The following is a 25,849-nucleotide window of genomic DNA, read 5'->3' as shown; positions in this document are numbered from 1 at the left end:
CTTGCAAATCGCTCTGCCTCGTAGTTTATTAAATCCCTTCGACTGGTTCCGGTCTGACAGCGCTGATCCACGTAAGAATCTGCGTCGGTCAATCGCCCACATTATTGGCGCGCGCCCGTCTAATTTGGGGCTGTATCAGCTGGCGTTACGCCATACATCGGCCTCAAAAGCAACAGCTATCGAGGGGTTTCGGGAATCAAATGAACGGCTGGAATATCTAGGCGATGCGGTGTTAGGCATGGTTATCGCGGAGTTTCTTTTTAAAAAATATCCTTACAAAGACGAAGGCTTCTTAACAGAGATCCGCTCACGAATTGTCAACCGGGAGACGTTAAATGGCATCGCCCGTAAAATTGGCCTTGATCAGCTTATTGAATACGACGGAAGTCGAACACGAAGTTTACCGGCCCGCACATCCATGTATGGCGATGCGCTCGAAGCTTTGGTTGGAGCCGTCTACTTAGATAAAGGGTTTCGGTTCTCACGCCGATTTATCCTGAAAGAATTATTGGGGCACTACGACATTGAGTCGGTAGTACAAAACAATGGTAACTTCAAAAGCCGCCTGATAGAGTGGGCACAGCGCGAGGGCAAAGAGATTCGCTTCGACATCGTTTCAGAAAAGGGGAACAGCCATTTTCGTGAATTTGTCTCGCAGGTATTCATTGATAACGAGCCATTTTCAACAGGTAGCGGCTATAGCAAGAAAAAAGCCGAACAGGCTGCTGCCGAAAAAGCCTTCGAATTGCTGGTCACCAAGCAGTAGATTATCCTCTACATTCCCTCTAATTCTAGTACTGGCTGTAGTATATACAATATGTGGATAATATCGTTGTATAGCTATCCGCACCCCCCTTACCATTTTCACGGTCATTTTGGCATAATTCTCCGTATCTGGGCAGTGCCTACTGACAAACCGTCATTAGGTGTTACTACTGATGCCATTGGTACAGAAATTGTATATTTAACCAATAATAAACAGAGATTTCAAGCGCATCAGATATGGTGAAAAGTGCCTTTAAATCACGTTAACAAAGCCCTGTTAAATTTTGTTAAGGACGCATATTGATCGGATTTTTCGTAAGCTACTTTCCGTTATAGTACTGAACAGACAAAGTCTGACTCCAACACAAAAAGAAAGCAATTAGATTTTCCTATTTAACTATGAAAAGCAACTGGAAATTATTGGCGTTGATGGCACTCCTATCGAGTGCGATAACGTTGGCCGCTTACAACCTGTTGGGATTCAACAACCGGGATGTTATTTTTAACGAGTCGTCCACAGCACCGACGATTTTGGGACGACTGGCATCAATGCCGGGCAATAACCCAACCGCCAACCCAGGCGATTTCTCTACAGCGGCTGAAGCTGTAACGCCAACCGTTGTGCACATTCGTACAACAATGACCCGAACAGTACGCCAGCAGCAGGTACCTGATATTTTTCGGGAGTTTTTTGGCGATGAATTTGGTGGTAACCAACGGCAGCCACGTCGGCAGCAGGGGCAGGCATCTGGTTCAGGCGTAATTATCAGCAAAGACGGCTACATTATTACGAATAACCACGTCGTACAAGACGCTGACGAGGTTGAAGTTATCATGACCGACAAGCGTAGCTTTAAAGCTAAAGTGATCGGTACGGACCCGCTGACGGATTTAGCCGTTATCAAAGTAGATGCCACTAACCTGCCATCTATCATCCTTGGTGACTCAGACGCGCTTAAATTAGGCGAATGGGTGCTGGCTGTTGGGTATCCCCTCGATCTTGAATCGACGGTTACAGCCGGTATAGTTAGTGCAAAAGGTCGCCGGATTGGTATTCTGGATCAGAATATCAGCAAAACAGATGCGAAACCTGATTCACCAGTAGAAGCATTTATTCAAACCGATGCGGCCATTAACCCAGGTAATTCGGGTGGTGCGCTGGTAAACCTGCGCGGTGAGCTAGTTGGTATTAACTCTGCCATTGCTTCGGCAACAGGTTACTACAGTGGCTACGGTTTTGCCGTACCTGTATCACTTGTCAAGAAAGTATCGGCTGATTTACTCAAATATGGTACTGTACAACGCGGTTACATTGGCATTCTGCCTATCGAGTTGAACAGCACGGTAGCCAAAGAAAAAGGGGCTAAAATAGGCCGCGGTATCTACGTCGAGAATGTTGTTGAGAAAGGTGCTGCTGAAGCTGCTGGTCTAAAGAAAGGCGATGTTATCGTAAAAATGGAAGGCCAGCCGCTCGATTCAGACGCTCAAATGCGCGAAATTATCGGTCGTCGCCGACCAGGTGATGTTGTGAACGTTACAATTAACCGCGACGGTACGGAACGCGACTTTAAAGTTGAATTACGCAACCGTAATGGTGGTCGTGATGTCATCAAAAAAGCCGACGTTGCAGCAGCCGTGAACACATCCCTAAATACGCTTGGAGCCAGCTTCGAAGAACTCTCCACACAGGATGCCAAACAATTAGGCGTTACCGGTGGGGTTCGGGTGAAGAAAATCACCGACGGAAAACTAGCCCAAACGGATATTGAAGAAGGTTTCATAATCGTCAAAGCGAATGGCAAGAACGTTAAAACGACGAAAGACCTTCAGACTATTATGTCATCTGTGAAAGAAGGTGAAGGGCTAATGCTAATCGGCATGTATCCCAACAGTTCGCGCATGTATTACTACGCTGTGCCTGTATAAAGTTAGTTTAGTCAATAGTAAAAAAGGCGCCAGGTTCTCGAACCTGGCGCCTTTTTATATAAAAAACGGTCGGGTTCTCAAACCCGACCGCACAAAAAAAACCATACGCATTGTTCTTATTCGAAATAATTCAGCACCTGATGACCGCTATTAGCCAAAAGCTGATCACGTCGGAATAAATCAATGTCACAAGTCATCATATCTTTTACAAGTGCCGGAAGGTCGTATTTTGGTTTCCAGTTAAGTTGCGTCATGGCTTTGGTTGGATCACCAAGCAACAAGTCCACTTCTGTTGGCCGGAAATAGCGAGGATCAACGCTAACTACTGCTTTTCCAATCTCAACAGGGAAATCAGGATTCGTTGAACTAACTACCGTACCCACTTCAGAAACACCTTCGCCAGTAAAGTTCAGTTCGACACCGATCTCAGCAAATGACATCCGTACGAAATCCCGTACGCTGGTCGTCACGCCGGTAGCAATTACGAAATCTTCAGGTTTGTCCTGTTGTAGAATCAAATACATGGCCTCTACATAGTCTTTAGCGTGGCCCCAGTCGCGCAGTGAATCGAGGTTACCCAGATACACTTTGTCCTGTAAACCCAGACCGATACGGGCTACAGCACGCGTAATTTTACGTGTCACAAACGTTTCACCCCGAAGTGGCGATTCGTGGTTGAACAAAATACCATTGCAGGCGAACATATTATAAGCCTCACGGTAGTTGACCGTAATCCAGTAGCCATAAAGCTTAGCTACAGCGTAAGGTGAGCGTGGATAAAAAGGCGTTGTTTCCGACTGGGCGTGGCCCTGAACACCGCCATAGAGTTCAGACGTTGACGCCTGATAAATACGGGTTTTTTCGGTCAGACCAAGTAGCCGAACCGCTTCCAAAATTCGAAGCGTACCAATACCATCTACTTGAGCCGTATATTCTGGTTCATCGAAGCTTACCCGCACATGCGACATAGCACCGAGGTTATAAATTTCGTCGGGCTGTACCTCCTGGATGATGCGGATAATATTGGTCGAATCAGATAGATCGCCATAGTGAAGCTTCAAATGCACTTTTTTGTCGTGCGGGTCTTCATACATATGGTCAATCCGCTGCGTGTTGAAGAGCGAACTCCGGCGTTTGATACCATGCACTTCATACCCTTTCTCTAACAGCAATGCAGTTAGGTAGGCCCCATCTTGTCCGGTAATCCCGGTAACTAGCGCTTTCTTCATAGTAGACAAAACTAAAGAAATAATAAATTCTTTTTCTTAAAAATAAACTAAAGGTAACATTCAATAAGTAACTATAAGTCAGACGTACCGACCTATTTTATCAACAGGCTACGCCGTATATCTACTTTATCTGGTTGTAATTGCGCTGATTCAATCAGGCGTCGTATCGATGTGTAGTATCGCTCGGCATCCATGCGACGCATAAAGTCGCCAACTTTTAACTTGTACGTTGGCTGGTTATAACTCAAATATGGGCTCAATTCCGGGAAATTTTGGGAAATCAGCAGTTTAGCTGCGTCAACCTCCTTACGCTGAGTACCCACGTAGACCTGAACACGGAAGCCCGGTGCATAACGGATAGATCGATTCTGGGTAGCGATTGTATCAAGCACCATATCGAGCCGTCGGTTAATATGTAAAGCCTCAATTGGAGCGTTTGATCGGCGAGTGTCAGCTTTACGCGGAGCAGTCGAGGTTGTTGCAGGCGTTGTAGATGGTGTTGGGTAGTTGGTTGATGGAGCAGCCGTCGACGTAGTCCGATAAATAGGCCGCACCGAAGATAAATCTTCGTTATAACTGTTGTAATCAACAGTAGTTCGACCCGCCGACGCCGACGTAGTTGAGCGACTACTGGCACAACCTGTCATAAAAAGCAATCCTAACACAAAAATTTCACCAAATCCGGAACGCATAATCATCATTAAATGAGAAAGCAAAAATAGCCATTTTGTCATTGTAATAACTTAAACCAATGAGCATACGTACAAACCCATCCCAGAATTTGGTTATTTTTGTCTATTCACAAGGTACACTACATGCTGAATATACAAAGTCACGTATCGCTCAAGCCATACAATACGTTCGGAATTGATGCCAACGCGCGATACTTGGTTGAAGTTAACAGTGAGGAAGACCTCCGGACCTTACTTCAACTGACTGAATTCATTGACAATCCTAAACTAATTCTTGGCGGAGGCAGTAATGTTTTACTATGCCACGATTTCAACGGGTTAGTTGTCAAAATGAATATTCAGGGTATTGAGGTCGTCCGCGAAAGTGATACTCATGTTTACATAAAAGCCGGTGCTGGTGTCAATTGGCACGCGTTAGTCCTGTTTTGCGTTGGGAAAGGCTATGCGGGAGTAGAAAATTTATCGCTAATACCGGGCACAGTTGGAGCGGCACCGATGCAAAATATTGGTGCTTATGGCGTTGAGTTAGAGCAGGTATTTGAATCCCTTACCGCCGTTCATATCCTAACTGGCGAAAAGCAAACGTTTACTCATGCTAATTGTGCATTCGGTTATCGGGAAAGCATTTTCAAACGGGAATTAAAAGGCCAGTACATAATCTCGAGCGTTACCTTTCAGTTAGATAAGGAGCCAACATTTCATACTCGCTATGGAGCTATTCAGGAAACGCTGACCGAGATGGGTGTAGAAGAAAAAGATTTGTCTATCAAGGCCATTAGCGAATCCGTTATCCGAATCCGGCGTACCAAACTCCCCGACCCGAATCAAATTGGAAATGCAGGTAGTTTTTTTAAAAATCCTGAAATTCCAAAAGCTCAGTTTGATGCGCTAAAAGCTCAATACCCTGCCTTACCTGGATACCCTATGAGTGACGACGTTGTGAAAATTCCGGCGGGCTGGCTTATTGAACAGGCTGGCTGGAAAGGATATCGTTCCGGAGATGCAGGCGTTCATACGAAACAGGCACTGGTTTTGGTTAACTATGGCAATGCCACCGGCGACGAAATTCTGCTCCTTGCCAAAAAGGTACAGGAATCTGTATTTTCTCAGTTTGGCGTTACTATTTCGCCAGAAGTAAATGTTATTTGAAGACAGGAAGTATTGAAGGAGAAGGAAGTTTGTACAAGACTACTCCTTCTCCTTCAATCTCCTTCAATACTTTTATTCGAAGCAAAGTGAAGCCGCTCCCAGCAGCCCCGCATCGTTTCCTAGTGTTGCCCGCTTAATACTTAGCCCATTTTTATAGTATTCATTGAGCCAGTAATCGAGAGTCCTATTAACAGCAGGCAAAATATAATCGAACGAAGCAGACAATCCTCCGCCAATCAATACCTGTTTGATGTCTAGTATCTTAATGAGTGCAGCCAGGCCTTCACCCAGCATTTCGCCTACTTCCGTCCAAATTTGAAGGGCTAACTCGTCACCTTCAGCCGCAGCCGCCACCAAACCGGTTGTAGAAATATCGCCATCGTTAGACAAATGCGTTTCACCTTTGTAGGCACGCCGACGTTCATTAGCCAAATCGAGCAACTCTTTCTTGCCGATATTGCGTTCCAGCACCCGCCCATTGCGCGAAGGAATGTGGCCGGGTTCCATAGCGTTACCATCGCCCCCGGTGAAGATTTTCTTGTTTATGATGGCTGCTCCGCCAACACCCGTTCCGAGGGTGATAAAAATATAATTTTCAGTAATCTTCTCCTCGGCAAAATAGTACTCTCCCAGAGCTGCTGCGTTTGCATCGTTAGCCAGAAAAAACTGAATACCCTGAAATCGCTTACTCAGCAAATCCACCATTGGGATACCATTGATTTCAGGAATAGCCGTAATTTCGAGCGGAATCGTACGTTCGCGATTGAGCATACCAGGCAACCCGATACCAACTTGTTTTACATCTTTATTGGAAAACAATTGCAACGCAACCGCGTCGCCAAAGCGTTCAACAAAGTGCCCTGATTCCCGCCAGCTAATGGTGTCGTGGCTGTAGAAATTGGAGATTTTACCGGTATTAGCATCGACAATACCCATTTTGACGTTCGTGCCGCCGACGTCAATACCCAAATACTCAACGGAAGCCATTCGTAATAATAATCAGTTAATAGTGAACAGTTGTCAGATCAGGGACAAATGAATTGAGTGCAAGATACGAAAAGTCGGTAGTCGTTAGACATTCGTCCCTAGTAGTTCGCTCAGTTTACTTAGTGTAAAGGACGTTGATTTACCTAAATATCGCCCAACTGTGGCCGAATGATGATTTCTTCTATAACAGCACTTTTCGAAAGCGAATAAGCCGCCCAAACACTATCAGCTACATCTTCGGGTTTCAAAAAGCGCTCTTCGGGCAAATCGGTTCCCTCCCAGCTAGCGGTGAGGGTAGCTCCCGGCAAGATGGCCGTTACTTTTACATCATGCGATTTTAGTTCCTCGCGCAAAACGCGGCTCATGCCTAGCAACGCGAATTTAGAAATACAATAAGACCCCCCGTTGGTATAGGCGGTGATACTAGCTGTCGAACACATCATAAAAATATGTCCCTGCCGACGGGCAATCATATCACCCACCAGCCCACGAGTCAGGTGATAGGCACTTGCAACATTGGTATTCATCAGTTGCTCAAATGTACCCTCGGCTTCATTATGAATCTGGCCTGGATGAAATATTCCCGTATTGTTAACCAACACATCGACAGGCCGCTTGAGCGAGTGAATATAATCGAGCAGCGTATTAACGCCGGAGCGGGTAGACAAATCGGCGGCAACGGGCAATAAGCCAGACCCGTGAATGCCCTCAACCGAACGGGCGCAAACTACGGCATCGAAGCCCTCGGTCACAAATTTACCGGCAATAGTGCGGCCAATTCCTTTGGTGCCACCGGTTACAACAACTAATGGATTCATAGAACAAAGGTATTGATCTCAAACGTCAGAGGATAACTTTTCCTCATTTAAACGCCCATAAGACGTAGGATAATCGATGACGCAAGTTACCTCAGAAACCATTCTATCGTTACGGGGGTTCTCCCGAATGGATACCATCAGCACCACCACAGATGAGGTCCGTTCGTTTTTCTATACGCTTTTATGTCACGATTAGGCAGTTACTTTATTTTTTTGGGTACTCTCTTCCGTAATCGGGAGAAACTCCGTGTTTATCTGGGCCTTATCATGAATGAATGCACGTCCATTGGCGTCGGGTCTGTTTTCATAGTAGCCTTGGTCAATATATTCATTGGTGCCGTTACCTGCGTCCAGACAGCCTACAACCTTACTAATCCGTTTGTACCCAAGAATATTATTGCGCTAATCGTACGCGACAGTTCTATTCTGGAACTGGCTCCAACCCTATCGTGTATCGTGCTGGCGGGAAAGGTTGGCTCTAATATTGCCAGTGAATTAGGCACGATGCGAATTACGGAACAAGTTGATGCACTGGAAGTTATGGGCATCAATTCGAGTTCTTACTTGATATTGCCAAAGGTCATAGCATCGGTGTTGATGTTTCCACTCCTGGTTATCATGGCTGGTTTCCTGGCTATTCTGGGCGGATACATTGCCGGAACACTGGCGGGTGTTATCTCTCCTGAAGACTACGTTTCTGGCCTACGTTTTGAGTACAAGCCGTTTGGTGTTGTGTTTGCGCTCATTAAAACGGTCGTGTTTGCTTTCTTAATTTCAACCATCTCGGCTTATCAAGGGTATAACGTTAGTGGCGGTGCGCTCGAAGTTGGTTCGGCTTCAACGTCTGCCGTTACGAACAGTTGCATTGCCATCGTAGCCGCCGACTTTGTTCTGACACAGTTATTACTCACGTAAGTAGTGATTGAGCAAATAGTTTCTATTAGTTAATCACTCATTGATTATGATTGACATTAAAAATATATCGAAATCCTTCGGCGACAGACAAGTGCTGGCGGGTATCGACGGAACCTTTAAGCCGGGCGATACAAGCCTGATTATTGGCGGTAGCGGCACGGGTAAAAGTGTGTTGCTGAAGTGTATGATTGGATTGATTAAGCCCGACTCCGGGGAGGTTCTTTACAATGGACGAGATTTTTTAACCAGCGACCTGAAGGAACAAAAAGCGATTCGGCGTGAGATGGGCGTTTTGTTTCAAGGATCGGCTTTGTTCGACTCAAAGACCGTATTGGAAAATGTTCGATTTCCACTCGATATGCTCACGGAGCAATCAGAAAGCGAAAAAGTAGATCGGGCGAAAGAGTGTTTACAACGCGTCGGTTTGGAAAAAGCGGGGGACCGAATGCCGTCTGAAATTAGCGGAGGGATGAAAAAACGCGTTGGTATAGCCCGTGCTATTGTCCTAAATCCCAAATATTTATTTTGTGATGAACCGAACTCTGGCCTTGACCCCTTAACGTCGATTAAGATCGATCAGCTCATATCTGAGATCACCGACGAATTTAAAATTACGACGGTTGTGATTACGCACGACATGAATTCGATGATGGAGATTGGGGAGAAAATTATGTTTCTTTATGAGGGCAAAAAGCTCTGGCAGGGAAATAGCAGTACGCTTACTGAATCGAATGTGAAGGAGTTAAACGAATTTATCAACGCGAACAAGCTCATTCGGGAAATGCAAAAGTGATTGAGTCCTCAAAAACGCCATCGTGCCTGCATCTTCACCTCTGTTTTATGTGGGGCGCTAATCTGGTCGAGGTCAGAGCCAACAGAATCCTGATTCGTTAGGTCGGTTCTGGCCCATCGAACCCAAACTGTCAACTGACGACTTATATTATATTGAGCTAATAGATAGTGCCGGACACCCCGGTTAAAGTAGGCCGGAAACGAAAACGCATAAAGTACATCACGTTCGTAGACGTATTGGCGACTGTCATAATCGTCCGTACCGAACAAGGCTACCCGACCGCTCAGACTTAGCCTGCGTAAATCCAGTGTGGCATCCTGCACAAGCGCAAACCCATGTGAGACCGCCTGACCTGCATAATTAAATCCACCCCACTGCACCCTAGACCGTAGCGACAATCCCCGAAATAGTACATAGTCGGCATTGAGCGCGTAACTCCGACGCGTTGTCCCAACAACATCTTTAACCTTATCAATCGTCAGGTTTTTCTGCTTGTGTTCTTCGTGGTAAACGGCATAAAAAGCAGTTTTCCGATTCGGTGTGTAACGAGCTTGCAGTAAGTAGTCAAACCCATTAGACGGTGTATCTACTAAATATCGTAACCACGGGAAGCTGAAATAATCAACAAAGCCACCCATCGTCAATTTACGGTAAACGGTGTACTTCATCCCCAAATAGGCACCGGATTCGTTGATCGTCCGGCTACCTTCACTAAACCCATTGCTGTAAAAACTATGAAAATTGGGGTCGTAATGCCGTAGTACAACAGCTAAATCTACCTTTTTCGTCAGACTAATCAAGGCCCCGCCAACGGCTCCAATCCCACCCGAATTTGTTGCGGAGCCACTACTGCGCGCCACTTCGCCAAATAGATTCCAATTGCGCCAGATATAACCGCCGTGTATGCCAACGACCAAATTTTGCTTGCCTGTAAATTCATACTGGTTATAAGGCAAATCTCGTCGGCGAAAAAATGTGTCGAAGGTGGTCTGTAATAACGTTAGACCAAGTTGAAACTGTTGGCGATTGTGGTAGAGAAGATGCGCGCCAATATTGGTTTCGGTTAAACTTCCCTGATCGTCAAGTTCGGATTGGGTTCTGTGTAATCCTGACGTTTGTAGAGACGTGGCAATTGTAACCACAGAATCCTGAGTCATATTCGCATCGCGCCGGTTACGGGCCGCTAACAGCGTGATGTCAAGTGTTCGGTGTAAGGCGTAGGTAGCGGTTGCGCCCCGGAAATAGCCGTACTCCGTGAGCGATGTATAAGGCCGGGCACCTAATGTTGGACGGCGAACGGTCTGCACCGTTTCGGCACTTTTCCCCAACACAAAGCCCGCTGACAACACCAATCCCTGCCCAACTTGCAATTGGTAATCACCCAGCAGAATATTTCGCCATTTGCCCCGGTTCTGAACCTGCGCATGAAACGATACATAATCTACGCCGTACCGACGGACCGACGGTTGCCAACCCATTGTTTCGCCGGGATCTTTTTCCATCGTTAGCCCAACACTGAACGCATGGGGGCGGCTATATCGGTAGCGGGCATATAATTGCCCGGAACTACCCAGATAACGCGTTGGTAGGTTCCCTTTTTTATCGGGGGTAGCTTCCGAAAAGCCTTTTTGTTGCTCCAATACCTGCTCGTATCGTACAATCAGGTAGTTATCCGTTGGTGTGAGCATGGCACTAAATAGACCCGAATTGGCGGACACCGTTACAAACGGTAATAGGCGCCGAATTGTCGGTAAGTCGAAATCCGGTATAGCCTGCAGCTCATAGACCGATAATAAATCACCTAATTCAGCACGGTACGTTGCCAGACTACTCAACTGACGTTCGGTAAGCAGATAAGTGGCTTCCAGTTCGTCACGCGTAGCAACATTCAAGTCGAGCGGATTGGCGTAGAGTTGGGTTAGAGCATCATAAACAGATTGATAGTCGATCCCTTCTGTCTGCACCGGGAATAAATCCTGCAAATGTCGACTCACGGCATCAGCCGATCGATCTGCATCTCGATACGATGGTTTATTAGCTTGGGAAAAAGCAGTGGTTGTGGTTAGCCATCCGACCACCGTAAGCAAGTAAACGATTCGCAAGGCCCTTTTCGGTAAAATAAATCTGATGTTGGGTTAGACGAACGCACCCACCAAAAGATACATTTAAGCGCAAAAAGGTCACATCACAGTTAACGATTTTCAGGAAAATCGGCGTTTCAGAATTTCAACCAGTTCACTAACTTCATCACTGCTCATGTCCCATAGGTACTGCGAGGCATAGCGGTAGGAAATTAAGTCGAGTGCCTGACCATAATTATTTAGCGTATCGATTTCTTCAACAGCCTGATTATAGGCACTTGTATTCCCGTTGAACAACTGGTTGATAAAGCGAAACTTCTGGTTCAGTGAAATACTACGAGCAACACTCTCAATAGGCGCACGATGAAAGGTCTCGGCCACCGTAACGGGTTCAGCAGGAGTCCCCTCACGCAAGGTATCATTTAAAGTATGTGTCGCATCAACCGAGTTAACAGCTTGTGAATTTTCGGCTATAATAGGTTGGAGGCTACTGCCAGCCGATAACTGCGACGGCTGACCAATAGGAGAAATTGGGTCTGGGCCAGCCTCACCATCAAGAAACATAGCCCCGCTTGATGATGACTCGTCGGTTGCTTCGGCCGCCGAGACACTCGGGTATGGTTGTGGGGGTATCGCTGGCCTATTAGCACCCGTTCCATCAGTCAATATCCCCTCCACTGGTGTGGTATTCTCATTAGCTACCAATGGGGCTGGAGGAACCTCAGTAGCCGTATCAAAAAAGGAGCGGAATGGAGTAGCCGGGATGCTGTCGGGAACATGACTACGCAGCAACGCAGACACATCCATCGGTAGTTTCTCCGAAAACAGAGCCACAAATTTATCGTAATGCTCTAGTTCATGCCCACGCTGGGTCAACGCTTCGTCCAAGTAATTCAGTGCCTGATTAGCATACACGAATGGCTTACCGTTCATGCGTTGCGTAATATGGGCCAGAATAAACTGGTTAATTTTCGTATAACGCATTATTTGCTTGAGCGCATCAGCCGTCAGGGTAAACTCAGGCTGGCCGCGTAGCAGATCATCAAAATAAGCTCGAGGATCGAAAATCATGATAATTGTCCGGCGCGTAGCATCAGCCAACAAAGGTTCGAGGTGTTCGCGTCGAACGGTAATATGCTGCGACACAACGTTCATAAAATTTTGTAAGGCTTCCTGTACCTCAGCGTCGGTAAAGTCGAAATAAGGGCTTCGAAATTTGGCTGCATCCGCTTGCCACTTGTCAGATAAGCTACTAATAACGAACAGGTTAATCTGATTAATAGGCGTCAGTGATAGGATGCTTGGCCCATTGATAGTTGCGTGGTGTTGAAAGAAGTCGGCGGCTATCCGACGGGCGTAAGACTTGCTATATTCAGTAAGGGCGTTGGCATTAAACTTGTTCGACATTAGGAAAAGCCTTTGTTTTGTGAAAGATAAAGTTTTGGGTCGCAAACCTATTTCTGGTTATAAATAACGTTAAAAAAAGCGATTCACGGCTTAGAACTATGCCGATGTCCAAACAATTAGAGTGTTTGGTTAAGAGTAAGTAACCAGCTTCTAGAAAGACTATCACCTGATGTTTATTGAACCCTCCCGACGACGTGACCCGCCCCATCTCCGCACTGGTTGGATTGAAGTAATATGCGGCTCGATGTTCTCTGGTAAAACCGAAGAATTAATCCGGCGGCTCACCCGTGCCCGGATCGCAAAACTGAATGTCAGAATCTTCAAACCCGCCTTAGATACGCGCTACCACGAAGAAAACATCGTTTCACACTCAGCCATCACAATACAATCCATTCCGGTACAAATGGCGAGCCAGATTCCAGCATTAGCGGGCAACTGCGATGTGGTGGGTATAGACGAAGCGCAGTTTTTTGATAAAGATATTTCGGAGGTCTGCAATCTATTGTCTAATCAGGGTAAACGTGTTATTGTTGCCGGTTTAGATATGGACTTCTCAGGGCAACCGTTCGGCTGTATGCCCCAGTTGATGAGTATTGCCGAATACGTTACCAAAGTTCACGCCATTTGCGTGATTTGTGGCGACATTGCGCAGTATTCCTATCGGCTGGTACCCTCGCAGGAGCGCGTACTTTTGGGCGAAACCGATAGCTATGAAGCCCGGTGCCGACGATGTTTCAACCTCGGCGACGATGCAGGCCAGAAAGAGTGGGCTTACGAGGATGTTGAGAACTGATGCCGGAGCACCGGCGTGATGATAACTGATAAAAGAAATCCTGTGGTGAATCAATGGTGGATTAAGAGACTAACCTCAATGTTTTGGTACGTTTCGTTTAGCCTGTGTTTATCATTTGTCATCCATCCATCATTTGCTCAAATTGGCACCTGGCAGACACATGTTAGTTATCAATCGGCGCAGTCGGTAGCCGTCGTTGGTAATAACGTGTACGCAGCTACCCAAAACGGTTTTTTCTACTACGACAAAACCACCCATGAAACCACAACAATTGGCAAACAGAACGGCTTAAATGACGTTGGTATCAGCCGATTGCTTTACCTCGCTGACCAGAAACGACTACTCATTGTCTATCATAATGGCAATCTGGATTTTATGAGTCTAACGGATACCGGCGAACCGGGTACCGTCACGAATGTAAACACAATCGTGGCCGCCACTTCTTTACCTGCCGCACGGGGCATCAACCATATTAACCGGATTGGCAATAATGTCTACCTCAGCACCGACTTCGGGCTTGTGGTACTGGATCTACTTAAAAATGAAATTCGGGATACGTATTTCAGCCAACGGGCAGATGGCACTCCGCTCCCTATCTTTCAGACAGCCGCCACGACCGACACATTATATGCTTTAACGGCACCGTTACTTCCGACAGAAACCAGACGTCGGCTGCGGGCGGTGCGTTTTGCGGCTACCGTTAACATTGTGGACCCAGCTAATTGGCGATTGATAACCGAACCTGGCTTACAAACAGAATCTATTATTATTAATCAGGGGAAATTATCGGCAACAGTTAATGGGCAGGGAATTTACGAACGTCAGGCAGGGCAATGGAATCTAAGTCAGTCACTTACGAGCCTAATTATCCGGCAATTTTCGGCTACATCGGGCTTAATCTTAGCTACCAATCAAGCCGTGACACTGTCAGGTATTGGCACATTCACAAGTTCGTTGTTAGCTGACCCGCGCGAGGTAATAGCCGATGGCAATGTCTTATGGGTCGCCGATACAAAAAACGGTTTGTTGACCTCTACGGCTAATACGTTTCAGCGAATTGCTCCCGAAGGTCCAACGCGTGACCAGTTTGCCCAGTTATATGCCTATTCGCAGACACTCGTAGCGCTACCTACTAATCCGCAGGATGCAACGCTGCTGGCCGGAAACCAGCCGCCCGTTGAGTTGCTGTCAGTACCAAATGAACGCTGGTCCAGTAATCTGATTTCTGGATTAACTCGTGGGTTCAATTCCGCAGCGTACGTAGCGGCTGAGCAAAAACTTTATCTGGGCAGTTTCGGTAGTGGACTGTGGAGCCAAAGCGAAGGGCAAGTTCCTACGCCCGTTACATTACCCGCAACAATTCCCCCCTTTATTAACAGTTTAGCCACTGACCTCGACGGAAATTTGTGGATAACAACCGGGAGGGTCAATACACAACAAGCTACTTTGCACGTCCGCCAATCCGACGGACAGTTTCAATCGTTTCCAGTTGTCAGCCAGACCAATATAATACAGGTTGTACCCGACGACAATGGCTTTCTGTGGCTCCGTCCTGACCTGAGTGGGGGTGGAGGTCTGTTAGTTGTTGATCCCCAAATGAATCGGAGCCGGGTTTTAAGCACTGGAACCGGACTAGGCGGCTTATTGACCAATTCCATTCGGGCTTTAGTAAAAGACCGAAACGGGGCCATTTGGGTCGGTACTGACCTCGGCCCAACGGTGTTTGACAACCCAGCCGGTGCCTTCGACGCGACCGTTGACGCCCAGCCTCCCCTGCTCAACCGGCGTCGGTTGCTAGCCAATGAACTTATCACAACGATTGCCGTCGATGGCGGTAATCGAAAATGGCTTGGCACTCGCAGTGGTCTTTATCATGTCGCTCCCGACGGTTCGCAACTGCTTGATACGTTCACAGCTGATAACAGTCCCTTACCAAGCAACATCATTCAGGCGCTGGCTATTGAACCCATTAGCGGCAAGGTGTTCATTGAAACGGGAACGTCTGCGCAACCCAATGGCATAGTCTCTTACCAAAGCCAGGCTACCGAACCCGTTCAGGCACTTAGTAATTTAACCATTTTCCCTAACCCCGTCCGACCCGATTTTACAGGTACTGTGGGCATTAACGGTCTGACCGATAACGCAACGGTGAAAATTCTTGATGCGGGCGGTCAGCTGGTTTACGAAACCCGGTCGCAGGGCGGCACCGCTACATGGGGCCTTCGGGATTATCGGGGCCGTATGGCGCAAACGGGTATTTACTTAGTGGTAGTGGTTACGGCTGATGGTTCAGAAGGGTTGGCGGGAAAACTGGCGGTGGTGAGGTGAAATTCTTTAAATAATTAACGGCCACCGGCTTTGTCATCGTTACTGATTTTTTTACTCTGCTTTCCGCCCGCGCTCATTTGACCAAACTTATAACTTAAGGTTAGTCGTACCGAGCGATTTACGAAAAGTGACGTATTCTGCCCCGTGAAGGTGGGAGCGAATTGTTCGCCTGTTATTCGAACATTCCGATTAAAAGGATTATTGACGTTCAGCGTTAAACTGATTTTCTTGTCCATCAACTCCTTCTTGGCCGACAATCCGTAATAATACCAGCCCGAATTACGGCTTTGCAGCGATATCCAGCCCGATCCAACATAGCCATTGGCTTGCAGTGTAAAATCTTTAGGCAATTTATAGGATGCGTTGGGGCTAATATTCCAGACCCAACCATTTGTACGCTGATTGAGCGCGATGCTGGTCAAATCCACATAGGTCAACTCTGTACCAATACTAAAATTCAACTGCTTATTGGGCTGAAGTGACAAGTTCATGTTAGCCCCGTAGCTGGCATTACGACCTATATTTTGCGGAGTCGTTAGCGCTACGCCCTGCGAATCTACCGTCGAGAGCCACTCGATTGAATTATTCGTTTGCCGCCAGAACAGTGCTGCATTAAATGAGGCTCCTTCCTTGCCAAATGTGCTGTACGACAATTCGGTAGCGTGGGTCAATTCAGGGTTTAGGAACGGGTTGCCTGTCTGGACGTTCTTTGGATCACTATAGTTTTTATACGGATTCAGGTACCAAATCAGGGGCCGCGAAATTCGTTGGGTATAACTGACTTTGACGGTGTGTTTGTCGTGGAAGGTTTTTGCCACAGTAAAACTCGGAATCAAGTTCTGATACTGATTATTAAACGTACTCTGGGTTGTCGCAAAATCGCCCTGAACATTGGTATGTTCAATCCGGGCACCCGCCGTTAGATTCCATTTTCGTTTTGTATCCATCTTCAGTGATGTGTATCCCGCTACAACTCGCTGATTATACGTAAACTCATTTGACCGGGAGGGGTCAAGTGTATAATCGGCTTCTAGTCCGGTCGTTGCCTGCTCAATGACAAATTCACTGCCAATCCCGCGTAGAATCGTTTTAGCCCCTGCTTCAAGTTTAAAATTGAGTGTATCGTGTTTGGTATAGGCTCTAAAAGGATGTGTATAATCTGCCTGAAACGTATATTCGTTATTGCGACTGAGGTTGGTACTCCGTTCCAAGTAGGTAGGCGTTTCAGACTGCATACTGGTTTGCCTAATTGTGTAGTAGTAATTATCAGGCATCCGGGCATATTGGGTCAGTATCGAGAACTCGCGGCCAGGCATGGATTCGTCTTTCTTCTTGAATGATTTAGTCCAGCCGAGGTTGAATTCGGTATTGCCGTAAGGATTGCGAAACTCAATATCGCGGTGGTATTCCTGCAACACTACCCCTTGCGGATCGGTTAGGCGGCTGTCAAGGGTGCTGTTCGAGGGAAAGTTGCCGCCCCAGGCATTGGCCGAAAAGTTGATGCGGTTTGTTGTATCCGGATCATAATCGAGGCTCATCTCGCCGTAGCCGCCCGTACTGGTATTATCGCGGTAGGTACTCTGGTGCAAAATGCTTGCGGGTGTCTGGTATATAAGTGCCGTGCGGGTGCTGAACGTTTCACCAATGTTCCGGTATTGATAGCCGTTCAGCGAAATGGCCAATCCCAGTTTTTTGCCCTTCACATTCAGGTTACCACCCACCGAGCGGTTCATATTACCAGCCGTTAGGTTAACGGTTCCGTTGGTTCCCTGTATTGCCTTTTTGGTGACGATGTTAATGACACCCGCCGAGCCTTCAGCGTCATATTTGGCACCGGGGCTGGTAATTACCTCCACCGATTTAATGATATTGGCGGGCATCTGTTTCAAGGCATCGGCTAGATTCCGGGCCATAATGCTCGAAGGTTTACCATTGACCAGCACTTTAATATTACCACTGCCACGCATCTTAAGATTGCCATCCAAATCAACTGTTAACATAGGCACTTTCCTCAATACGTCAACGGCTGTTCCGCCCGTATTCGATACATCTTTTTCAGCATTGTACACCAATCGGTCACCTTTATCCTCAATTAGCACTTTCTGCCCAACGACATCCACGGCCCTCAGATTTCGGCTATCGGGCGATATTATGATTTTCCCTACATCAATTACGGGTTTCTCGGTCGTGATGGCCAACTTCTCTATCGTTTTGGTACGATAGCCCACAAATGAAATGACAATTTTGTATGTACCAACGGCGATTTTATCAATCGAGAAAGTGCCTTTTTCGTTGGTTACTACACCGTTGATGAGTTTATTCTCCATTGTTTGGAGAGCCACCGTTGCAAAAAGAACCGGCTTAGCGGTGGTCGAATCGGTAAGTGTACCGTTGATGATACCGGGGTTCGTCTGGCCAAACGTCAGATATGGAGTTAAAGAAAAAAGAATCAGGAGTAGGAATATGTCTTTCATAAAGAAGGTATTGACAAAAACAATACATCACGTGCTCAGCAACGGTCGACTTTCGTATTATAACCGATTGTGTAGCAAAGCTATGTGTCATCGAAATAAGGATATGTATCGTTATAGAAATTTAACATTTCGGGGAATAAATGTTCTGCATCGATCAATATGTTAAAAAGCAGTTGGCTCTAATGATGCAGAAAGGATGAAGTAGGTTGCCTAAGTCTGTACTTTTATAGCCTGATAATGCAGGCCGTTCGCGCATGATGGGTCGGCGGCTTGTAGCTAAATTTTACGTCTATAAATAGCCAACTCAGTCGGGGACGAACAGTTATTTTTGAGCCTGTTCTTAGAAATAATAGCGGTATTGAAAGAAGCTACAAAAGGCTATTTGATGAATCAGGGCATTTTGCCTAATTTTGATCGGTTTTCTGCCATCTCATTCTAGTACCACAATAGGCAGAATGAGCAACCAAAAGCAATCAACGCACTCATTATGAGAGAAATACAATTCCGCGAAGCCCTGCGGGAGGCCATGACGGAAGAAATGCGCCGGGATCCGAAAGTCTATCTGATGGGCGAAGAAGTCGCTGAATACAACGGAGCCTACAAAGTCAGTCAGGGAATGCTGGACGAATTTGGTCCGGAGCGGGTCATTGATACGCCTATTGCCGAGCTTGGTTTTGCCGGTATTGGCGTTGGTTCAGCCATCAATGGCCTGCGGCCAATTATCGAGTTCATGACCTTCAATTTCTCGCTCGTTGCGATTGACCAGGTTATTAATTCGGCGGCTAAAATTATGTCGATGTCTGGCGGGCAATATTCCTGTCCCATCGTGTTTCGCGGACCAACGGGCAATGCCGGGATGCTGTCTTCGCAACACTCGCAAAACTTCGAGAACTGGTTCGCCAATACCTCGGGCCTGAAAGTCGTTGTACCATCGAACCCTTACGATGCCAAAGGGCTGCTCAAGTCGTGCATTCGTGACAATGATCCCGTTATTTTCATGGAGTCAGAATTGATGTATGGCGACAAAGGGCAAGTTCCGGAAGAAGAATACCTGATTCCAATTGGGCTGGCTAAGGTCGTTCGGGAAGGTAACGATGTAACGATTGTGTCGTTCGGGAAAATCATGAAAGTGGCTCTCGCAGCTGCCGACGAATTAGCCAAGAACGGTGTATCGGCTGAAGTTATTGATTTGCGTTCGGTTCGCCCAATTGACTATGCAACAATTATCAACTCGGTAAAGAAAACGAACCGATGTGTGATTGTTGAAGAAGCCTGGCCGTTGGCCGCTATTTCGTCGGAGTTGACGTACAACATTCAACGAAATGCGTTCGATTATTTAGACTCGCCGGTTATTCGGGTCAACAGCATGGATTTGCCATTGCCTTACGCCCCTACCCTCATTGAAGTCATTCTGCCAAACGTGAAGCGCACCTTGCAAGCTGTAGAAGCTGTGATGTATAAGAAGTAAGAAGCACCTACTATAGCATAAAAAAGCGTCGACCTAGCAGGTCGACGCTTTTTTATGCTATACAAAAACGCCCGGCTAGTTTGAGTAGCCGGGCGTTTGTTAGCGTAATTATAGGTGAAACCCCTAAGCTGGCAGAATAGTTTCTGACTTGAAAAATAGTAGTATAATTTTTCATATTATTAACACGCATGAACGATTCTTCTGAGAACATGCCAAAAGGACCGGTATTGACGCTGAGTGGCCGTATTATTTATGAAGTCACTATTCAGCATGTCGGCTCATTAACTACTTTGCGCCAGCGTGAGCCAACCGTCATTTTCTTCTCGAATCTCCGCAAAACTGTGGATGCGATTACGGCTGAACTAGCGCTAAATAACTGGCCACCCAATGTTAATTATACAGCGGTTTATCGGGGAGTGAAGCAGCGGGGATTCTATAGTTGTGATTTTAATGTAGCCGGAGCACGAGTTTTTCGGGTTAAAGTCGTTCCACGCGTGTTGAACCCAGCCCTCCCCCGGTTAGGCATTGATGAAAATCCGACCAAATAATTCAGAAACGGCCAAACGTAATCAAGTCCCATCGGACGTTTTAAATCATCCGATGGGACTTGACTTAATAGGGTTGCTTTTGCTATTTTATACTGATCTCAACTGATTATCAGTACGCTTTTAAACTCAAGTCCAGGCTCTTAATCTGGTGAGTTAGGGCACCGGACGAAATATAATCCACTCCGGTTTCGGCATACGCCCGCAGATTGGTTTCGTCGATTCCACCCGAGGCTTCGGTCACAAAGCGACCATTGATAAGTCGCACCATATCACGAATACCTTCGGGCGTAAAGTTGTCTAATAAAATTACGTCGATCTGACCAACCCGCAACACTTCCTCTACTTCGGCCTTATTTCGGGTTTCAACTTCGATGCGCAATTTCCGACCTGTGTCGTTTAAATAAGCAACAGCTTTGGTGATGGCTGCTTCAATACTCCCGGCATAATCGACGTGGTTATCCTTAATCAGAATCATGTCGTACAAGCCAAACCGGTGATTCACCGCCCCACCGATTTTAGTCGCCATTTTCTCGCAGATGCGGAAGTTAGGCGTGGTTTTACGGGTGTCTAACAACTTGGCCCGCGTACCCTCCAGCAAGTTTACCAACTCGCGGGTGTGGGTAGCAATGCCGCTCATACGTTGCATACAGTTGAGTACTAACCGCTCGGCAGTGAGAATATTACGGGCGTTGCCACTGACGGTCAGCGCTATATCACCAGGTTTAATGCTGGCCCCATCGTGCATCAGCACATCCACAACAAAGGCGGGGTCGACTTCGGCAAAAATAGCCTGCGCCACCTCAACGCCCGCCAGAATACCGGTTTCTTTAACTAACAGCCGGGCTCGTTTTTGCGCATCAGCCGGAATAGTCGATAAGGATGTATGGTCGCCATCGCCGACATCTTCAGCAAGGGCGAGTTGAATAAATTCGTGCAGATTCATAGCTGCAAGGTAGCAGATTATTCTTTTTCGTCTGCTACTACCAAGCCTTTCAACTCTTTCTATATGCTGTTTTAACCGGTAAGCCCTTTCTTCAGGTACGGTCTCGGAATGTATTTGTGAACATACTTTCTGCCTATATACCAACTAAAAAAACTCATTGGTCGATGAGCTTTCTTAGTGTATTTAGTTAATGTACTTTCAAAATTCGTCTTACCGTCCGGTTGTTGCCCTGTTTCACCTCAAGTAAATAAATCCCATACGGGAGTGACGATAAATCAACGCTGCCAGAAAACGTACTTGTGCTTTTTTGCAGCGTAACCTGATGCCGGGACACACCCAGATTAGCATCAATAACGCTGACATCTACCTCGCCCACATACGCATTATTTAGTTGAATGACCACTTTATCTGTTGAGGGATTCGGGTAAACACGAAGTGATTCTTCTTCGTGTCCGGGCAATTCGGCGGATAAACGCGCGGCAGCCGATGTCTGAATAATAAATTGGGGTGTTTCTGTAAGCGTCAAAGTAATCCGGCTATTTACCGTTGGTAGTATCTGCAACGCCATCGTATCACGACCGGCCTGAGGGGTATACACCCTTGCAACATTACCCGTTCCCAGATTCAGCGAGTATTGACCCGTACGACCCACTTCATCAGGAATCCAGAGCGCATAGGCCGACTGACCATTGCGTTCGTAACGGTCAACATTAGGATTTGTGCTTAGCGACTCCTTAAACACATAATCGCCAATGAGTTTTTTGGCTTGATAAAAATAATCGGCGGTGGGCTTGCGGGTGAAATCAGGGTTAATAAAACCCATTGAGCAAAATTGAGTGGCACAATCCAGACTCAGATCGTAGGTCTGGTAAAAATCAACCCTGTCTACGCCTTCCCGACCATACAACAAGGCCGTCCGCAGATTCCAATCGGCCTGGGTACTCAGCACCGATTTATTGCCAATGGCAATGGCATGGAGCGGGCTTCCCTGATTCAGGTCGTAGCCCGTTTCTGACATATACACCGGCATATCGTAACAGGCTTCGTGCGCCAATTTCAGAACATTTCGGGCAACCTGAGCGGCAATCGATAGCTCCGGCGCAGCACCCCGTGCCGCTGCCCCGCTTCCATTTTGCATGGAGCTGGAATTATCGGGGTAGAGGTGATAATTAATTACGTCCCAGCAAAGATTAACGCGACCATCCGCTTTATAGCCCCTAAACTCCTTGCACCAGTCGATCATGCCCCGGATGTAGTCTGTACCATTGGCAATCGAGCATAAACCGCCCATGACCACCGTCATACCAGGGTCGGCATTTTTCACACCAACGCCCGCTCCCATTGTGTTTTTATGTCCATCGTAAAACGCCGACATGTTAGCCGCATATTCGCGACCGGTTTGGTAAGCTTTTCGGCCACGCCACCACTTATCGCGTTCGTTATCGCACTCAATATAGTTGATCAACCCAAGGCCAATTTTCACAACGTTAGGCGGATCAGCAGTCCAGCGGATATTGGTATTTACTTTAACCAACGCGGGGTTTACAGCGGTATTTTTTCCGTAGCGAGCGGCATATTGAAACGCCACCTTTGCCTGCTCGATGTATGACAATGGGCTTGTAAAGTCCTTGCCGTACCGAACCGGCACATTGTCGTTTCCTTGCTGATTGGCCGGGTAGGTTGCGTTCATCCAGGGCGACATATCTTTCAGGCAAGCCATTACTTCAATACCGTCTGCTTTGCAGCGTTGGTACATGAGATCGTAATTCCAGCCACCGGCGTGAGTTGGGTTGAAGGTGTAATTACCCTCTGTCAACTCCAGTTTTTCCCAATCCATATAGTGCCGGACTACGCCAAATGATTGTATGGCCTTCATTTTAGGTGCCGAGATACCCGGTACGCCCGCCTGATAAAAATCCCACTCGAACCCATTTATACCAAGCAGATTTTTGAATGTCGGACTCTTTCTGGGCGCTGCGCCAACCGTTGTACTACTTGCCTGATACGTTCCGTATAGCTCTATCTCACGAGGCCAGAAATCCGTTGTATTAATGACCAGATACCGTGCTCCAGTCACTACACTGTCGAGCAGAAATTTCGAATCGCCCGAAGTCGACCGCGTTGGATACGGCCCCACCCAGGTATTGTATTCTAACCCTTGAAACTGCCCCAATTCAATACGTTTCCAATTGCTGGTAATAATGGATATTCGCATCGGACTAGCCGCATTGCTCCCATTACCATCATAGAACTTAATGGCTCTAATGGCCATTGACTCGCCGGTTTGCAGTGGGTAGTAAGCATCGTAATTACTCAGAATTTTACCCCAGCCTGTTTGAATATCATCAACGGTTTTTCCATCAAACAGAGGCCCAAGGCCACTACTGACGTTATTGAGTTGATACCATCGACTGGCATCAATGGGTATTTTACTTCCCAACACAACGGCCGTTGTCGTAGAAGCCGGCGTTGTAGTGGTTGTAGTTGGTGGGGTTGTCGTTGTACTGCCGGGCGTAGTTATCGTCACGCCACTGTCCAGTGGATGGCCATACACCCGAATTTTAACCGGCAACGCATTGCAATACTTATGAGTCACAATAGCATCGGCCACCAAAGCCGGAAACGATAACTCCTGCCAGACCGCGTAGGATGGACCGGTAAAGGATCCTAATAGCGTTTTCTGGGTTCCGTTGAGCGCATAAATTAAGGCGGGTGTACTCGAAAAATCATTTTCGCCGTCGTATAACTCAAGTTTAGTAAGCGTGCTTTTGGCTTCCAGTTTGAGGGTAAGATCCATCCATACACAGTCGGCACTGTTCCGGTCTGTTTGTACCAAACTACTCATATCATCATTCATATAAGGAGCATAGCTCTGTGTCGTAGGCAGGCTTGATGTTACGCTTGTTACATTCACCCGTTCCTGAGCATACAAAATGGCGTCGAGCGGATCGGTTGGCAGCACCTTTCCGTATGCTCGTATTTTGACCGGTATGTTATTGCAATATTTATGAATAACGATACCCTCAGCCACGACAGGCTCTGTGAGAATATACGATTTGAACACCCTGTAGTTATCGCCTGTGAACGTACCAATCAATGTTTTTTCTTTCCCGTTCAACGCATATACCTGCGCTGGAGACGACTCAAAAGTGCCCTCAAAATCGTACAAGTCCAGTTTAGTCAGCAAGCTTTTCTTGCTCAATTTAATTGTAACATCGGTCCATTGGAAATTTGCGGGTTCCCAGTACGTAGGTACCAGTTTCGTTATATCGTCGTTCAGATAGGCAGAATAGTCCTCACCCGTTACCGGGTTGTCTTTCACCGACGTAAGTGTCAACAAATCGAGCGGACGCGGAATAACGGTCGTTGCTGTAATGGGCTGTCCAAACGCCTTGATTTTTTGTGGAATATTGTTGCCATACTTGTAAATCATAATGGCATCAGCGATAAGTGGCTGAGAGGGCGTAAGCGTTACCCAACTCATATAAGCAGAGCCATCGAAGGAGCCAATCAGAATCCGCTGGCTACCGTTCATTGCGTAAAGTAAAGCGGGCTTATCCGCAAACGACCCCTCAAAATCATACACTGATAGACTGGAAATAAGGCTCTTCTTCTCCAGCTTGAGTGTTACCTGCACCCATTTGGCATTGGCTGTCCAGGCACTCTGCACCAATTTACCAAGATCGTCGGTAAGCCAAGGGGAATAATCCTGGCCTGTGTTTTCGCTGGCCGTAATTGACACGACATTGAGCCGCACAGGAGTCGGTGCTGTTTGCCCTCTGCTTAACAGGTTGCATAGTACCAATAAGAAAGTGAGTAGTCGTTTAGCCATAGGTATTATTTTGTGAAATATATAAACAATTTATTAACGATATTAATAATTTGTTTATATATTTCACTCTTTAAACGTATTGATAATCTGCATTTTGACTAAATACCCGCAACTATTACGCCAGACTCAGGCTAGTTTCCTTTGATCCGGGGGCTTTGACGATAAAGACAGGTCGACAAAGGATTTGAAAACCTGTCTTATCTATTTGCATTCCTGCAGAAATGATACGAAATTTGTCATCCGCTCAGGAAATATATGAATCAACCACGCGTCATACAACGTCTTTCAGGTCTCTTGCTGGCTACCCTACTGCTGTTTACAGCCGTTTGGGGACACGGCAATGTTACCCAGGCAAAGGCGCTGGTAACGCATAAAGAAGCCATTGCCGAACAAGCCAAGTCACAAAAAGCGACTGACGCATCATCGTCGGCAACCCAACTGAGCGCGGCCCAATTCGAAGCAGTTGTTACCCCGGCTATTCAATTGGGCGAATCAGGTCAAACAGCTTTTCTGCTTCCCGCACCAACGCTTTTGATTCTGTTACTGCTGAGCGTTCCACTGCTCCGCTTTTTTACTTTTCCGCATTTCTATTTCTCCTATTTCAGGCACGTCTTTGGACATCATATTGCCACCAATGCGCCTTAATTAACGTAATACCCGGCATGTTGCCCGATAATTTACGTTAATTACTTTCCTTTCAA

General features: G+C 46.8%; 18 protein-coding genes and 1 pseudogene. 10 read left to right on the top strand and 9 right to left on the bottom strand.

The window, feature by feature from the left end; genetic code table 11:
- Nucleotide 1: 1 nt before the first annotated feature.
- Nucleotides 2-766, top strand: coding sequence for a ribonuclease III (gene rnc, locus ACFS25_RS01135; protein WP_381496563.1), 765 nt, complete (start codon nucleotides 2-4; stop codon nucleotides 764-766).
- Between the two features lie 398 nt (nucleotides 767-1,164).
- Nucleotides 1,165-2,691, top strand: coding sequence for a Do family serine endopeptidase (locus ACFS25_RS01130; protein ID WP_381496562.1), 1,527 nt, complete (start codon nucleotides 1,165-1,167; stop codon nucleotides 2,689-2,691).
- A gap of 116 nt (nucleotides 2,692-2,807) precedes the next feature.
- Here the strand turns inward: ACFS25_RS01130 and gmd are convergent, their stop codons facing one another.
- Nucleotides 2,808-3,920: a GDP-mannose 4,6-dehydratase gene (gene gmd / locus ACFS25_RS01125; RefSeq protein WP_381496561.1), complete on the bottom strand. Its 1,113-nt coding sequence runs from the start codon at nucleotides 3,918-3,920 to the stop codon at nucleotides 2,808-2,810.
- 92 nt (nucleotides 3,921-4,012) lie between these two features.
- Nucleotides 4,013-4,612 carry an SPOR domain-containing protein gene (locus ACFS25_RS01120; RefSeq protein ID WP_381496560.1) on the bottom strand — a complete coding sequence of 200 codons (600 nt, stop codon included), beginning with the start codon at nucleotides 4,610-4,612 and terminating at the stop codon, nucleotides 4,013-4,015.
- Nucleotides 4,613-4,735: 123 nt separating this feature from the next.
- Between ACFS25_RS01120 and murB the strand changes: the two genes are divergently transcribed.
- Entirely contained in the window at nucleotides 4,736-5,761 is a 1,026-nt protein-coding gene (gene murB, locus ACFS25_RS01115; protein WP_381496559.1) for a UDP-N-acetylmuramate dehydrogenase, read from the top strand.
- 72 nt (nucleotides 5,762-5,833) lie between these two features.
- Here murB and ACFS25_RS01110 read toward each other — a convergent pair whose 3' ends face one another.
- Nucleotides 5,834-6,748, bottom strand: coding sequence for an ROK family protein (locus ACFS25_RS01110; RefSeq protein ID WP_381496558.1), 915 nt, complete (start codon nucleotides 6,746-6,748; stop codon nucleotides 5,834-5,836).
- Nucleotides 6,749-6,891: 143 nt separating this feature from the next.
- Nucleotides 6,892-7,566, bottom strand: a complete 675-nt coding sequence (locus ACFS25_RS01105) for an SDR family oxidoreductase (protein WP_381496557.1) — start codon at nucleotides 7,564-7,566, stop codon at nucleotides 6,892-6,894.
- A 183-nt stretch (nucleotides 7,567-7,749) separates the two neighbouring features.
- Between ACFS25_RS01105 and ACFS25_RS01100 the strand changes: the two genes are divergently transcribed.
- On the top strand, nucleotides 7,750-8,481 hold the full coding sequence (locus ACFS25_RS01100) for an MlaE family ABC transporter permease (protein WP_381496556.1): 732 nt from the start codon (nucleotides 7,750-7,752) through the stop codon (nucleotides 8,479-8,481).
- Between the two features lie 46 nt (nucleotides 8,482-8,527).
- A complete protein-coding gene (locus tag ACFS25_RS01095; protein ID WP_381496555.1) occupies nucleotides 8,528-9,274 on the top strand; it encodes an ABC transporter ATP-binding protein in 747 nt (248 codons plus the stop codon).
- A gap of 8 nt (nucleotides 9,275-9,282) precedes the next feature.
- Here the strand turns inward: ACFS25_RS01095 and ACFS25_RS01090 are convergent, their stop codons facing one another.
- Both ACFS25_RS01090 and ACFS25_RS01085 read right to left on the bottom strand, forming a co-directional pair.
- Entirely contained in the window at nucleotides 9,283-11,376 is a 2,094-nt protein-coding gene (locus ACFS25_RS01090; protein WP_381496554.1) for a ComEA family DNA-binding protein, read from the bottom strand.
- 99 nt (nucleotides 11,377-11,475) lie between these two features.
- The gene (locus ACFS25_RS01085) at nucleotides 11,476-12,762 is read right to left on the bottom strand and encodes a hypothetical protein (protein ID WP_381496553.1); all 1,287 of its coding nucleotides are present in this window, start codon (nucleotides 12,760-12,762) and stop codon (nucleotides 11,476-11,478) included.
- A 169-nt stretch (nucleotides 12,763-12,931) separates the two neighbouring features.
- On the opposite strand from ACFS25_RS01085, the gene ACFS25_RS01080 reads away from it, so the two are divergent.
- Together ACFS25_RS01080 and porZ are read left to right on the top strand one after the other, a co-directional pair.
- A complete protein-coding gene (locus ACFS25_RS01080) occupies nucleotides 12,932-13,555 on the top strand; it encodes a thymidine kinase (protein ID WP_381496552.1) in 624 nt (207 codons plus the stop codon).
- Between the two features lie 78 nt (nucleotides 13,556-13,633).
- On the top strand, nucleotides 13,634-15,883 hold the full coding sequence (gene porZ, locus ACFS25_RS01075) for a type IX secretion system anionic LPS delivery protein PorZ (RefSeq protein ID WP_381496551.1): 2,250 nt from the start codon (nucleotides 13,634-13,636) through the stop codon (nucleotides 15,881-15,883).
- A gap of 14 nt (nucleotides 15,884-15,897) precedes the next feature.
- Here porZ and ACFS25_RS01070 read toward each other — a convergent pair whose 3' ends face one another.
- Nucleotides 15,898-18,357: a TonB-dependent receptor domain-containing protein gene (locus tag ACFS25_RS01070; protein WP_381496550.1), complete on the bottom strand. Its 2,460-nt coding sequence runs from the start codon at nucleotides 18,355-18,357 to the stop codon at nucleotides 15,898-15,900.
- A 469-nt stretch (nucleotides 18,358-18,826) separates the two neighbouring features.
- On the opposite strand from ACFS25_RS01070, the pseudogene ACFS25_RS01065 reads away from it, so the two are divergent.
- Both ACFS25_RS01065 and ACFS25_RS01060 read left to right on the top strand, forming a co-directional pair.
- Nucleotides 18,827-19,825: pseudogene (locus ACFS25_RS01065) on the top strand (pyruvate dehydrogenase complex E1 component subunit beta); the annotation flags it as partial.
- A gap of 188 nt (nucleotides 19,826-20,013) precedes the next feature.
- Entirely contained in the window at nucleotides 20,014-20,373 is a 360-nt protein-coding gene (locus ACFS25_RS01060; protein ID WP_381496549.1) for a hypothetical protein, read from the top strand.
- Between the two features lie 109 nt (nucleotides 20,374-20,482).
- On the opposite strand, the gene nadC is transcribed toward ACFS25_RS01060, so the two are convergent.
- Both nadC and ACFS25_RS01050 read right to left on the bottom strand, forming a co-directional pair.
- Entirely contained in the window at nucleotides 20,483-21,316 is an 834-nt protein-coding gene (gene nadC / locus ACFS25_RS01055) for a carboxylating nicotinate-nucleotide diphosphorylase (RefSeq protein ID WP_381496548.1), read from the bottom strand.
- A 187-nt stretch (nucleotides 21,317-21,503) separates the two neighbouring features.
- Nucleotides 21,504-25,148 carry a T9SS type A sorting domain-containing protein gene (locus ACFS25_RS01050; RefSeq protein ID WP_381496547.1) on the bottom strand — a complete coding sequence of 1,215 codons (3,645 nt, stop codon included), beginning with the start codon at nucleotides 25,146-25,148 and terminating at the stop codon, nucleotides 21,504-21,506.
- Between the two features lie 255 nt (nucleotides 25,149-25,403).
- Between ACFS25_RS01050 and ACFS25_RS01045 the strand changes: the two genes are divergently transcribed.
- Nucleotides 25,404-25,793: a hypothetical protein gene (locus ACFS25_RS01045; RefSeq protein ID WP_381496546.1), complete on the top strand. Its 390-nt coding sequence runs from the start codon at nucleotides 25,404-25,406 to the stop codon at nucleotides 25,791-25,793.
- Nucleotides 25,794-25,849: the final 56 nt, after the last annotated feature.

The organism is Spirosoma flavum (assembly GCF_042686045.1).
In the GTDB taxonomy this organism is placed as follows: Bacteria; Bacteroidota; Bacteroidia; order Cytophagales; family Spirosomataceae; genus Spirosoma; species Spirosoma flavum.
This window is presented reverse-complemented; position numbering and strand designations above follow the sequence as displayed.